Here is a 13,846-nt window from a genome sequence, read left to right as displayed (position 1 = left end):
GGCCTTGCCCCATTTAAGCCCCGTGCTTGCCAGAAAAATGTCGCACGGCTCTTTTATTGTCTAATGTCTGCCTCCGGCCTTGGGGCCTTGCCCCATTTAAGCCCCGTGCTTGCCAGAAAAATGTCGCACGGCTCTTTTATTGTCTAATGTCTGCCTCCGGTTTTTGGGGCCTTGCCCCATTTAAGCCCCGTGCTTGCCGGAAAAATGTCGCATGCAATGTCTAATGTCTGCCTCCGGTTTTTGGGGCTACCCCCCAAAATGCAAAAGTCCCGGCTTTTGACCGGGACTCTTTATGTTAATTTTTTCGTTTACTTACTTCTTAACAAAAGCATTCCCGGTCTACAGGTAAAGTAGAAATAAAAATAAAAGTAAAAATAACGGTATGCCTTTGCTGTGATCATATAATAAAACAAAAATAAAGACTTTTGCTGAAAAATAAAATTTATTTTAAACAATTCGCCAAAACCTTGGAAAATGGCAAATCTGATAAATGATTTCCCCTATCATCCCCGTATTTAATCCAATCTTTTCATGATTTGCTCATCGATCATTTTGAACAGGTGGAAAGGCTTAAAGGTCCGCCAATTATCCAGCTGGATCAGTTCAATAAAACGATTGAGTTTGGCCTTCCGGAAATCATATTGCGTTTGTTCAGGCATATTGATACATGCAATCCATCCTCCTTCATCCGTTATTTCTTCAAACCATTCTTCGTAATAATCCTTATCCCCGCTATGAAAATTAAGTACATTCTCGGCTATAAAAATATATTTGATGATGCCGAATTCAAAAAAGCGGTCGGCAACCTCCCTTTTCAGATTCATGATATCATTCTCTATGGCATCATTCCATTCTCCGAACAGTTCGATAATGGCATAATGTTCATCATAATCGGCCAACAGAACCTTCATATATAAGGTCCTTGATCCAAAATCGTCCCATTGCGGATGGATATAATAGTTATAGATCGTCTGCGAAAATTCAAATTCGGAATAGTCCCTCCCATAGAAGGGCGATCGCTCGTCTTCTTCGCTGACATAAAGGTGTCGCCAATTATAAAAAGGTTCTATTTCATGCATATGCGTTAATTGGACATCTCTCTAATGGATCAGGGAATCCACCGCCTTTTTGACGCTGCCTGACCGTATCAATAATTCTTTTGCCTGTTCATAATCAGTAAGCCCGGTACCTTCCATTACCATTTTTGTACCGCGGTCCACCAGTTTACTATTGGTAAGCTGCATGTTCACCATTTTATTATCCTCTACTCTGCCGATCTGGATCATCACTGTGGTGGAGAGCATATTGAGCACTAACTTCTGGGCCGTTCCGCTTTTCATGCGTGTACTTCCAGTTACGAATTCCGGCCCTACGATCACCTCTACCGGGTAATCGGCATGCTCTGCCACGGGCGAGCCCGGATTACAAACGATACAGCCGGTTACGATCCCATTTTTCCTTCCTTCTTCCATAGCTCCGATCACGTAAGGGGTGGTTCCGCTGGCTGCAATGCCAACAATCACATCCTTATCATTGACCGAATATTTCTGAAGGTCTGCCCATCCCTGTTCCTTATCATCTTCTGCATTCTCGATGGGTTTACGAATTGCGTCCTCTCCTCCTGCGATCACACCAAGGATCAGATCAAAAGGCATACCATACGTAGGAGGTATTTCACTGGCATCCAATACGCCTAACCTCCCGCTGGTGCCTGCTCCGATATAGAACAACCTGCCTCCCGCCAACATTTTATCCGTGATGACGGCGGCCAGCTTTTCGATTTGCGGGATGGCCCTTTCCACAGCCTCCGGAACAGTTCTGTCTTCCTGGTTGATACAGGACAGGATTTCCCTGATACTCATCTTTTCAAGATCATGATACCTGCTTTCTTCCTCGGTCACCTTCTCAAATGCCATACTTTATTCTAATTTAATGATGATGCTTATTGGCTTTTTTGTTTTTATGGTACTTAATAAGTCCGTCCATGGGTTTCTGCAGGATACTCCCCAATTCGAATTCATAAGTATGACATAATTCCTTTATCACATCCCGGAAGCCGTAAGCAATGCCCCCAATAAAGTGAATGGGCAATTTCCAGCTTTCCCGGTACTTACACAAATGCTGAAAGAAAAAATCATTCAGACCGTCCTCAATGATGTTCTCGATCATATAGTGTCCCCGGTTCTCTGCCAGAAATAAGGCAAAAGAAGCCAGATATCGGTTAGGTAAGGGTTTTTTGTAAATATTATCCAGGATCTCCGCAGCATTCGTGGCATATTTTTCATCGAATTTATACCGTAATTCTTCATCAAAAGTTTGGTAAAGGTAATATTGCAGTACCTTTTTCCCTAAGTATGCCCCACTTCCTTCGTCTCCAAGGACATAACCCAGCCCGGGACTATTTTTGGCCACTTTTTTCCCGTCGAAATAACCGGAATTGCAGCCTGTGCCCAGGATGCAGGCAATCCCTTTTGAATCCCCGCACAAGGCAAGAGCCGCTCCCATCAGGTCATGGGTCACATGCACCTCGGCTCCTGGTAAAGTCTTGCGGATGGCTTTTTGAACGATCTTCCGGTTTTCAGGATTAATGCACCCTGTTCCATAATAATAAACAATGTCCACAGCAGACCTTTTCAGGGCTGGGATTAATTCCCTGGCCAGAAGATCTATGATCCCCTGCGTATCGAGGAAATATGGGCTGATCCCCTGGGTATTGACCATTTTCTTCCTGCCCTTACTAATCAGACACCATTCGCATTTAGTGGCTCCGCTGTCCGCAATCAAAATATTCATACTGGTTTGTTTGATAGGGTGAGGCGTTCTTCCCCTTTTTCCGGGTGCAAGTTAAATTATGATTCCTTAATTTGCAGCCTTCTGGTTTTACCGGGGTCGTGTTTTTTTTGAATTTAAGCCCTCTCCGGCAAAAGGCTCTTTAGTTTTCCTTATGTACTACCGGGCCTTGCCCACTTTTGTTGATGTTAAAATTTTCATTGGAATGAAAAAATTACAGGTCTGGCTGCCTCTGTTATTTGCCATTATTATGATCCTGGGAATGGTTATTGGGTTTCGTTTAAGGGGAAATCTGAGCTCAACCAGCTTTTTTAAGACCCGCAAACAGGCACCGGTGGAGGAGGTTTTGGACCTGGTGAACCGGAAATACGTGGATAAGGTATCTATGGATTCATTGGGAACCGATGCCATCCAGGGCATGTTGACTCACCTGGACCCGCATTCGGTGTTTATTCCAGCCGTTGAATTGTCTGAAGTAAATGAGGACCTGCAGGGAAATTTTGAAGGGATCGGAATAGAGTTCCAGATTTTTGACGATACGGTCAATGTAATCAATGTTCTGGCCGGAGGGCCGAGTGATAAAACCGGTCTGCAGGTTGGAGATAAATTCCTGAAAGTGGGGGATTCTTCCGTAGCGGGCAAGGGAATAACCAGCGAAAAGATCCGGAGTCTCCTGCGCGGTCCGGGTGCCAGTAAGGTTAACATTACCCTCCTTCGTGTCAACCAGCTCAAACAATTCACCGTCGCCCGGGGCACCATCCCCTTGCCATCCGTAGACGTAGCCTATCTTATCAATAAGGAAACCGGATATATCCATATCAATAAATTTTCAGAGATCACCCATGCAGAATTTGCCCAGGCCATTATGAAATTACAGGAAAAAGGCCTTCAGAAACTCATTTTGGATCTTAGGGGCAATGGCGGAGGCATCCTGCAGGAGTCCATCGAAGTGGCCGATGATTTCCTGGATGGGGACAAACTGATCGTGTACACACAGGGTTCCAAATCCCCCAAGGTGGAATACCGTTGCCGTAGGGATGGCCTTTTCGAAAAGGGTTCCCTTACGCTGTTAACCGACGAAGGCACCGCTTCTGCCAGCGAGATCCTGGCCGGCGCCCTCCAGGACTGGGACCGGGCCACCATTATCGGAAGAAGGACCTTCGGTAAAGGCCTTGTCCAGGAACAATACCAGCTGAGCGATGGATCCGCCCTTCGTTTGACCGTTGCCCGGTATTATACTCCGACAGGCCGCAGCATCCAAAAAGCCTATGACAAAGGGCATGACGATTATAATGATGAAGTGATCAAACGTTTTCATGACGGTGAAGTATTGCACGGGGATACTTCGGCTAACCACCCGGGTCCGGCCTACAAGACCCTGGGCAAGGGAAAAAGGACGGTTTATGGCGGCGGAGGAATAACTCCGGATATCTTTGTTGGCTTCGATACCAGTACTCTATCCCGCAGTATTACCGATCTGTATGTGGATGGAACCCTGAGCAGGTTCATTTATACTTATTATACCGGGCACCGGTCCTCGTTTGATTCCTATAAGACGCCTTCCGAATTTATTGCAGGTTTCCATGACGATGAGAAACTTTGGGTCGGTTTGACTGCCTATGCCAAACGCGATGGTACAGATCTTCATAGTGTCGCAGCAAAAGATAAAGACCTTTTACAGAATCGGATCAGGGCTCTGCTTGCCCGCCAGATCTGGCGCACCCAGGGATATTATGAAGTAAGCAACGCCTATGATCCTGTTGTTAATAAGGCGCTGGAAACGATGAAATAAGAGCTTCAGGGGAAGCTGCAAGCCGGAAGGTAAAGGCCATAACTTTATAAGTAACCAAAATACGAAAAGCCTCAAGGTAGATCCCTGAGGCTTTTTATTTTATTTCTTTTGCTGTTGCTTCCTTATAACTTGAAACTTTTTCTCACTTGTAGCTTGTTGCTTTTTCCCCTATTCTCCCTTGCAGCTTACTCCTGTAGCTTGTGGCTGATTTCCTGGAACCTATCCTCTTTGTCCAGCAGTTCTTTTTTCTCTACGCGGTAGGAGCTGATCAATCCCAGCCCCCCGCCTATAGCAATCAGGGCAAAATAGATGGGTGCGTTGGCGCCATCGTTATCAAAACCATGACCTGAATCATGGCTAACCTTGTAGAGTACAAAATTGTCCAGGATATAGGCCAGGAATAATCCCAGCCCGGAACCTACCAATAATAGGCCCCATTTCAGATTACGGTAGGGAGTAGGGCGGTTCTCTTTTATCTTAGGATTCATACCTTTTTCAATCATGGCCATATTCTGCCTGGTTCTGAGATATACGATCCCAAAGACCATGGCAAAACCTCCGGCAAACATTACAATCGGTATTAAAATTTCCTCGTCGCGCATAAAATCAAATTTATTGTTTTTTAAATCTTTTTCCTGTTTTATGTTCAGACTGCTGTTTCGGGATCGAGGTTACACTCTTTTTTTCCTCTCTGTTGTTTTTCCTGCCGGAGCGTTCCTTTTCACCTGTTTTCAGCGTCTTTACACACACTAAGACCTACCCTTGCCCGGACAGGTTACACCCTTTTTCCTTTTTTTCCGGGTTTTTTGTTTTTTTATTCTCCCAACATTTGTTTTCCGCCCATTCTCCCTGTCTGTTCTTTCCTTATTTTATCTCTTTATCTATAGGTCTTATACATACAGCCTCAAATCCCGAGGAAAAAACGTACCTTTTTAATGTAACCTGTTAACCAAAGCTGTCGTCTTATTCGCGTGGTACATACCGGACTCACTGATACAGAGATCATTAGCAAAATCCTTTTGGGAGATCAGGCTATCTTTGCACAAATAGTAGATCGTTATCAGAACTATGTATTTACCCTGGTTTTGCGTTTTACAGATAGCCGGGAGGATGCAGAAGAGATTTCCCAGGATATTTTTGTAAAAGCATACCGGTCCCTGGCGGATTTCCGGGGAGAGGCAAAATTCAGTACCTGGTTGTATACGATCGTTCGTACCAGTTGTATCACTTTTCTGCGAAAGAAAAAACTGGATACTACTTCGATCGATAATGAAAAGACGTTACTGCAACTGGAAAACAGGGAATCGTCTTTTTCTGCGAATAAGGTGGAAAGCAAATCCAGGCATGCCATGGTGAACGAAGCGATCCGTATGCTCGGCCCGGACGATGCCCAGGTCCTTACTCTTTTTTACAAAGGGGAGCAATCCCTTGATGAGATCGGATTGATCATGGGGCTGGAGCCGAATACGGTAAAAGTAAAATTGCACCGGGCACGGCAACGCCTGAAGGAAAAGATGGAAAAATACTTTAGCCATGAAGTACGTGAGTTACAGGATGATTAAACAAACATCCATCGGAGGAAAGAACGGTCAAAAATATTACAGTGATTTGAGTTATTCAAGTAAAGGAGGAATTATGAACATGCAGCAACAGATGGAAGAACGACTGTGGGATTATATCGATGGACTCAGCAGTACCACCGAAAGATCCGCCATTGAACAGTTGATTGCCGAAAACCGGGAATGGCAGATAGCCTACCACGAATTGATGGATATGCATCAATCGGTACAAGCCTCGGAAATGGATGCCCCTTCTATGCGTTTCACCAAGAACGTAATGGAGGAGATTGCCAAATTTCAGGTAGCGCCCGCCACAAAAAATTATATTAATAAAAATATTATCCGGAGTATAGGCGCCTTTTTCCTTACTATGTTAACCGGATGTCTGGTTTACTTTTTAGGCCAGCTTAAAGGGTCAGAAGTTGGCTCTTCCGAACCTGGAATCGTTTCCGGAACGGCTACGAAATATACCCAAACTTTCCAGGATAATCTCGGGAAGATCAATTGGGGCAGGTTCTTCAACAGTCCCTATATGAGTATTTTTATGATGATAAACGTGGTACTGGCCCTGGTACTCCTGGATATGTATCTGCAGCGCAAAAAACTGGAAGGCGGACCTGGTCCCAAAGAAGTCGCATAAAAAAGAGGTGGCCTGACATCAAAATCACTAAGGCAAGGTTGGCAAATTTGCAATTAATTAAAATTCAATGCGTTGCAAATTTCCCAACCTTTCCTTTCTGAAAAGCATAAAAAAACATATATACCCCACCCCCACAACGTATTGATTTACAATAAAACGGTAAATCAATCCTTCTATCTCTCACAACGGGGCAACGAGGTTAGCTCCTAATCCTTAAACTTCTTTTTCAGCTCCATCAGTTTGGCCTGGAAAGGATCCAGCGGCTCATTCTTTTTACCTCCGCCAGCGGCAGCCTTTCCGGCATTCCCGGAACCGGGTCTATCTGGTCTATCCCCTGCCCTTGCGCTGGAAGGCCGTTGATTCCCGACCTGGCCGCTTTGTGCGCCCTGAGCCCCTTTCATGGATAGAGAAATCCTTTTTCGGGCAACATCAACCTCCATCACCGTTACCATTACCTTTTGCTGTAGTTTTACGACCTCATTCGGATCCGAGACATAGGTATTGCTCAATTGGGAAATATGAACCAGGCCATCCTGTTTGACCCCGATATCCACGAATACCCCGAAATTGGTGATATTGGTAACTACCCCGGGAACCGTCATACCCTGTTTCAGGTCTTCCACGGCCTTGATGGTTTCGTCGAACCTGAATTCTTCGATCGTGTCGCGGGGATCGCGGCCAGGCTTCTCTAATTCTTTCAGGATATCGTTGATCGTAAACTCACCGACGGTTTCCGAAACATATTTCTTTTTAGAGACTTGTTTGCGCAGATCTGCCTTGAGGATCAGATCCTGAACCGAACAGTTCAGGTCTTTTGCCATAGATTCCACCACGTAATAAGTTTCCGGATGTACGGCGCTGTTGTCAAGGGGATTTGAGGCTTCACGGATCCTGAGGAATCCGGCGCATTGTTCAAAGGTCTTCGGTCCCATCAGGCTGACCTTCTTTAATTCTTCCCGGGTGGAAAAGGCACCGTTCTTAGCCCTGAATTCTACGATATTTTTGGCCAGTGTAGCACTCAGCCCGGAGACATAGGTCAGCAGGTGTTTGCTGGCCGTATTCAGATCCACGCCCACATGGTTCACGCAGCTTTCCACGATGCGGTCCAATTCCTCTTTCAGTTTATTTTGATTTACATCGTGCTGATATTGACCCACCCCGATAGATTTTGCATCGATCTTCACCAGTTCGCTCAGGGGATCCAGCAAGCGCCGGCCAATGCTGACAGCACCACGCACGGTGATGTCCTGGTCTGGAAATTCTTCCCTGGCCACTTCGGAGGCCGAATAAATGGAAGCCCCGCTCTCATTGACCATAAACACGCTTACCTTTTTCCCGAAATCGATCCCGCGGACCAATTGTTCGGTCTCTCTTCCGGCAGTGCCGTTCCCTACACCGACAGCTTCGATATCATAACGGTCGACAAGGCGTTTGAGTTCGGCCACGCTGGCCTGCCATTCCTGTTGTGGGGGATGCGGGTATATCGTGCTGTTATGCAGGAAATTCCCTTGTGCATCCAGGCATACCACTTTACAACCGCTACGGAATCCGGGGTCCAGGGCTAATATCCTTTTGGAGCCCAGAGGGGAAGCGAGTAAAAGCTGCCGAAGATTTTCCGCGAACACCCGGATCGCCTCTTCATCCGCTTTATTTTTACTGATCAGCCGGAATTCATTCTCAATGGAAGATTTTAACAACCTGTCGAAAGAATCGTCGATCGCTTTTTTAACTTCTCCCGCGCTTGGGCTGGAGCCTTTGATAAAAATCCGGTCCAGGTCATCCGTAGCGGAAAGTTTATCGATATTGATATCCATGATCAGGTATCCTTCTTTTTCTCCCCTGCGGATGGCCAGAATACGATGGGAAGGACAATTGGTCAGGGGTTCGCTGAATTCAAAATAATCCCTGTATTTCTGACCTTCTTCTTCGTCCTTTTTACTCGTCAGCACTTTCGAGGTAAGCACTGCGGTTTCGGTGAACAACTGTCGTACTTTATTACGGGCCTGCTCATTCTCCGCTATTCGCTCGGCAATAATATCCCGGGCACCCTGCAACGCCTCTTTCTGATCTTTTACCTGTTCATTGATAAATTTGACAGCCTCTTCGGAAGGATCGCCTGCACCCTGTTCAATAATAAAAGTAGCCAGCGGTTCCAGGCCTTTTTCAATGGCCGTTGTCGCCTTGGTTTTGCGTTTGGGTTTATAAGGCAGGTATATGTCCTCCAATATCGTCGCATCGTAACAATCTTCGATGCGTTGTTTTAACTCAGGATTAAGTTTGCCCAGGCCATCGATGGTCTTCAGGACCGTTTCTTTCCGTTTGTTAAGCTCTTCAAAATACTTGATTTGTTCAACCACATCTGCGATCTGCACTTCATCCATATTTCCGGTCGCTTCTTTACGGTAGCGGGCCATAAAAGGAATGGTGGATCCTTCGCTGTGCAGTTCATGGACATTGTTGATCTGCTTCAGGCTAAGGTTCACTTTCTCTGCAATCTTTTGAATATACCTGGTTTCCATAATTAATTATTCAATGTTTCCGGAATATCGCTTGCCGCGGGATCCGTATTCGTGAATCGGGGAGCAAATGTAAAGGATCGGAAGAAAGAAAAAATTTTGATTTATCAACAACATTTCATTGGTAATGGGGCCGGATCTTCCCCGCTGCCGTCCCACGGGAAATTTCCTACCTTCGTACCTAATAAACAGCCATTATGGACATCAAGAACAATATATTGGAGACGATAGGCAATACCCCCCTTATCCGTTTGAATAAAATTACGAAAGATCTTCCCTGCACCGTACTTGCCAAAGTCGAATACTTCAATCCGGGCAACTCCATCAAGGACCGGATGGCCCTGAAAATGGTAGAAGTGGCTGAAAAGGAAGGCAAACTTAAGCCCGGAGGAACGATTATCGAGTGTACCTCAGGAAATACCGGGATGGGGCTCGCGCTGGCAGCCGTCGTAAAGGGCTATAAATGTATATTCACTACCACCGACAAACAATCCAAAGAAAAGATAGATATTTTAAAGGCTTTGGGAGCTGAAGTAATCGTTTGCCCTACCAATGTGGAGCCTGACGATCCCCGCTCCTATTACTCCATCGCCAGACGGCTGGCTAAAGAGATTCCCAATTCCTTTCATTCCAATCAATACGATAACCTGGCCAACCGCCTCGCCCATTATGAAACAACGGGACCGGAGATCTGGGAACAGACAGATGGGAAGATTACCCACCTGGTCGTAGCGACCGGAACCGGGGGAACTGTGACAGGAACGGCCATGTTCCTGAAGGAAAAAAACCCTGCTATCCAGGTTTGGGCTATCGATCCCTTTGGTTCCCTGCTCACCAAATTTTTCCGCACCGGGGAAGTAGACATGAATGAAGTGCATCCCTATATCAGCGAAGGCATAGGCGAAGACTTCGTACCGCAGAACTACGATATGAATGTCGTGGATGCCTTTGAACAGGTAACGGACAAGGAAGCCGCTATTATGGCCCGGCGCATTGCCAAAGAAGAAGGATTGTTCTGCGGGTATAGCGCAGGCACCGCATTACAAGGGATGCTTCAATTAAAGGACAAATTAAAAAAAGGGGATCTTGTCGTTGTGATCCTTCACGATCACGGCAGCCGTTATGTCGGAAAAGTGTATAATGACCAGTGGATGATGGAAAGGGGATTCCTGGACGTTAAAACATTCAAGGATTTAGTAGCAGGCCGGGGAGCCAAACGTCTGATCACGGTGGAACCGGAACAAACCGTAGCACAGGCATTCGAACTGATGCAAAAATATAATGTAGAAAACCTGCCGGTCCTGAAAAATGGTGAAGTCGTCGGAGCGATCAGTGAAAGCGGATTGTTTTCCCGTATGATGAATAACGGGCAGGATATAAAGAACAAAAAGATCGACGAAGTACTGGAAAAGGCCTATCCGGTCGTTTCTTTCGATACACCGCTCGAAAGACTGAGCAACCTGATCACCCGGGAAAATGGTGCGGTTTTGGCAAAAGATGATAGCGGCCATTATCATATAGTAACCAAGTATGATGTGATCCACGCCCTGAGCAACTAAAAGAGCTTTCGGGTAATCACACACCTATCAGTCAATTATACCTGCACTTTATCTGAAAATCGTGCTTTTACGAAAGTCTTTTGCGAGAACTACGCATACTGCCGTAAAAACTGCTACCTGAAAACAGAGCAAAACCTCTATTGTCCCATTAACTTTAACAAAGTATTTTTGATTCAGAAGTTGATTGATATCTATCAATCACCAATATCCGGAAAAACCAAAAATTAATATCCAGGATCCAATTAAAAAACCAAACCCAATATCCAGGGAAAACCGAATTAAAAAATCCAATATCAGTCAACTTCTATTTTTTTGTCCAAATTGAATCGTCCAAAATCCAATTATCCGGGAAGACCGAAAGACCCAAACCAAGATCCAAAACTAACGAATCCTTATCCTGAAGAAAAAAGACCAACGATCCAAACCTGAAGAACCGTCCAAATCCAAAATCCGAAGAACCTGTCCTTACCTTGAAAGACCAGTCCAAATCCTAAGAACCGATCCAAATCCTGAAAGACCGATCCAAAATCCGAAGAACCGTCCAATTCTGAAGAACCGTTTTTAAATCCAAGAACCGAAGAACCAATCCAAGACTTGAAGAACCATCCAGATCCTAAAAACCATCCAGATCCGAAAAACCGTCCAGATCCTAAAAAACCGAATTAAAACCTGATCCCTGACCGAAAAACCAATGTCAAAATCCAACGTCCTGGGCTAAACCTAAGCAGTATCCAATCCGAAGTGAACTAAACCATCTGCTTTAATCTCTGGTACCCTCCTGCTAAACTCTGATTAGTGCGTGAATTTAGCAGGAGGCAATTACCGACAGCCTCCTCCAATCTATCGCCTTAGCTTTCCAATTACCTTCTCCCTTCTTTATTTACCATCTACCTTCTTTATCTTGCAGGAATAATCGTTCCGATGCCTCTTTTCACCGATCAAATGGGTAGAACTATTTTGTTGGACCAAATTCCCCGAAGGATCATTTCTTTGGTCCCATCGCAAACCGAATTACTGTATACGCTGGGCTTACAGGAAGAGGTAGCCGGTATTACAAAATTTTGTGTTCATCCGGAAGCCTGGTTCCGCACCAAACCGAGGGTAGGCGGAACAAAGAATATCCGAATGGAAACCATCCACAGACTAAAACCGGACCTGATCATCGCCAATAAGGAAGAGAACGAGCGGGACCAGATCGAAGAACTAACTGCTCATTACCCGGTTTGGATAAGCGATGTCTCCAACCTGGAGGATGCCCTGCAAATGATCCGGAATGTCGGAGAACTTATCGGAAAAGGAGAAAAAGCAGCCTCTTTGGCGGGTGAAATTGAAAAAGGCTTTTCGACAATTTTCCAACCGGCTAAATCGCCCTCCCAACCATCTCCCCATGCAGCACCGCGGGCAGCCTATTTCATCTGGCGTGATCCCTGGATGGTAGCGGGAGGAGGTACTTTCATAAACGATATGCTGGATCGTTGCGGTCTCGACAATATTTTCAGAAACCAGATGCGTTATCCTTCCGTTACGCTGGAATCATTGCCAGCCCTGGACTGCGAAATCGTTCTGCTCTCTTCCGAGCCCTATCCTTTCCGGGAGCAGCATATACAGGAAATCCGTGAAATATTGCCCGATGCCCATATCAGCCTGGTGGATGGAGAACTATTCAGCTGGTATGGCAGCCGGATGTTACTTGCTCCTGACTACTTCAGCCGACTAATTCCGCCGGCTTCTTGAACATTCGACTTAAATATTTAGATTCGATAATCAAAATCAATTGATACATGGATTTTACCGATCTGGGGCCTTTATCACCACATGAATCGAATAAACCGTCCCGGAAAAAACCCATCTTTCCGGTCAGCGAATCGTTACGGCAATATTTGAAACATCATGGGCGTGAGGTGAAATTACCGGTATCCTACAAAGATCTGCTCCAGCATATCACCTATTCTGTTCCCCTGAAGGACAAACACCAGCAGGACACCCTTTGGGAGACAGCCTTATACGATATGCGGCACTGGGATTTTATCCGCAAGGGTCTGGTCCAGATGTATGCCATCCTGAAAACCGAGGGCGATCTGAGTTATATCAACCATCTCGATGTGGCCAGAATCGATTTCTGCAGTTTTGCCAATTCCAGCCCTTTCCGGATCCGTATCGTCAATAAATTCAACGACAATTACGATCACTATTATATTAAGCAGGCCGATGCCTCCCGTATTTATGGATTGGAGCTGGAACATCTGCTTTCTCCCAACCGGATCACTTATTTCACTCATCTGAACACCCTGGTGGAGGAACATATCCCCGGGATTCCGGGCGACCTGTTCATTAAAAGTTTTGCGGATGATCCCCAGACTAATAAAATCCGTTTGTCAAAGGAATTTGTAAAATTCAATGAGCGCTGTTTTGTGCGTCTGCTGGGAGATATGCGTTCCTATAATTTTGTGGTGGATATCACGCCGGACATCGAGGATTATCAATACCGGATCCGGGCCATCGACTTTGACCAGCAATCCTATGAAGGAAAAAAGAACCTCTATATTCCTCAGTTCTTTAAAGAGAATATCGAGTTCGTGGAACTCTGTCTGCGACACCTTAACCGGGAATCGATCGAACAATACCAGACGGAAGAAAGGACCATGATGGCTTTCCGGGTCGCTTCTTCCCGGTTTCGTCTTATGGACCTATTGAATATCATGGCCAAGGATGAGATCTACCGGCCTGAAAAACTGCTTCAGCTAAAAACCGAACTGGCAGACCATTTTAAGAGTACCGCCTTCCTGAAATGCAAGTCAATGGGTCAATTGGTCAAGCGCCAGCTCAAACAGACCCTCCAGAAGAATCTGGCCCTGATCCAAAAAAACCTCAGCAAATTCGAGGATTGAGCCTGTTTGAAATCGTTCTAAAACCGTATATTCGCAGCTCCTTTAACGAACGAGGCTTGCTTTTGCATATTTTTCAACATTTTAAGCATTTAATAATATATA

General features: G+C 45.6%; 11 protein-coding genes. 6 read left to right on the top strand and 5 right to left on the bottom strand.

Annotated elements, in window-relative coordinates:
- Positions 1-515: 515 nt before the first annotated feature.
- The 3 genes from ACX0G9_RS18465 to ACX0G9_RS18455 are packed head-to-tail and all read right to left on the bottom strand — an operon-like array spanning position 516 to position 2,793.
- Positions 516-1,079 carry a hypothetical protein gene (locus ACX0G9_RS18465; protein ID WP_459066424.1) on the bottom strand — a complete coding sequence of 188 codons (564 nt, stop codon included), beginning with the start codon at positions 1,077-1,079 and terminating at the stop codon, positions 516-518.
- Positions 1,080-1,100: 21 nt separating this feature from the next.
- The gene (gene murQ, locus ACX0G9_RS18460; RefSeq protein WP_459066423.1) at positions 1,101-1,916 is read right to left on the bottom strand and encodes an N-acetylmuramic acid 6-phosphate etherase; all 816 of its coding nucleotides are present in this window, start codon (positions 1,914-1,916) and stop codon (positions 1,101-1,103) included.
- Between the two features lie 13 nt (positions 1,917-1,929).
- A complete protein-coding gene (locus tag ACX0G9_RS18455; protein WP_459066422.1) occupies positions 1,930-2,793 on the bottom strand; it encodes an N-acetylglucosamine kinase in 864 nt (287 codons plus the stop codon).
- Positions 2,794-2,995: 202 nt separating this feature from the next.
- Between ACX0G9_RS18455 and ACX0G9_RS18450 the strand changes: the two genes are divergently transcribed.
- Positions 2,996-4,582: a S41 family peptidase gene (locus ACX0G9_RS18450; RefSeq protein WP_459066421.1), complete on the top strand. Its 1,587-nt coding sequence runs from the start codon at positions 2,996-2,998 to the stop codon at positions 4,580-4,582.
- A 185-nt stretch (positions 4,583-4,767) separates the two neighbouring features.
- On the opposite strand, the gene ACX0G9_RS18445 is transcribed toward ACX0G9_RS18450, so the two are convergent.
- Positions 4,768-5,184, bottom strand: a complete 417-nt coding sequence (locus ACX0G9_RS18445; RefSeq protein ID WP_459066420.1) for a DUF6249 domain-containing protein — start codon at positions 5,182-5,184, stop codon at positions 4,768-4,770.
- 369 nt (positions 5,185-5,553) lie between these two features.
- On the opposite strand from ACX0G9_RS18445, the gene ACX0G9_RS18440 reads away from it, so the two are divergent.
- On the top strand, positions 5,554-6,144 hold the full coding sequence (locus tag ACX0G9_RS18440; protein ID WP_459066419.1) for an RNA polymerase sigma factor: 591 nt from the start codon (positions 5,554-5,556) through the stop codon (positions 6,142-6,144).
- The gene (locus ACX0G9_RS18435; RefSeq protein ID WP_459066418.1) at positions 6,116-6,781 is read left to right on the top strand and encodes a hypothetical protein; all 666 of its coding nucleotides are present in this window, start codon (positions 6,116-6,118) and stop codon (positions 6,779-6,781) included. Before ACX0G9_RS18440 ends, ACX0G9_RS18435 begins: the two co-directional genes overlap by 29 nt.
- A gap of 206 nt (positions 6,782-6,987) precedes the next feature.
- Here ACX0G9_RS18435 and ACX0G9_RS18430 read toward each other — a convergent pair whose 3' ends face one another.
- Positions 6,988-9,300 (bottom strand): Tex family protein, encoded by a 2,313-nt coding sequence (locus tag ACX0G9_RS18430; RefSeq protein ID WP_459066417.1) that lies wholly within the window; start codon positions 9,298-9,300, stop codon positions 6,988-6,990.
- Positions 9,301-9,494: 194 nt separating this feature from the next.
- On the opposite strand from ACX0G9_RS18430, the gene ACX0G9_RS18425 reads away from it, so the two are divergent.
- The 3 genes from ACX0G9_RS18425 (at position 9,495) to ACX0G9_RS18415 (ending at position 13,744) form a co-directional block, all read left to right on the top strand.
- A complete protein-coding gene (locus ACX0G9_RS18425; protein WP_459066416.1) occupies positions 9,495-10,856 on the top strand; it encodes a pyridoxal-phosphate dependent enzyme in 1,362 nt (453 codons plus the stop codon).
- A gap of 921 nt (positions 10,857-11,777) precedes the next feature.
- Positions 11,778-12,590 (top strand): ABC transporter substrate-binding protein, encoded by an 813-nt coding sequence (locus ACX0G9_RS18420; protein WP_459066415.1) that lies wholly within the window; start codon positions 11,778-11,780, stop codon positions 12,588-12,590.
- 47 nt (positions 12,591-12,637) lie between these two features.
- Complete coding sequence (locus ACX0G9_RS18415) at positions 12,638-13,744, top strand: hypothetical protein (protein WP_459066414.1); 1,107 nt, start codon at positions 12,638-12,640, stop codon at positions 13,742-13,744.
- Positions 13,745-13,846: the final 102 nt, after the last annotated feature.

It is taken from the genome of Flavitalea flava, assembly GCF_054461575.1.
This window is presented reverse-complemented; position numbering and strand designations above follow the sequence as displayed.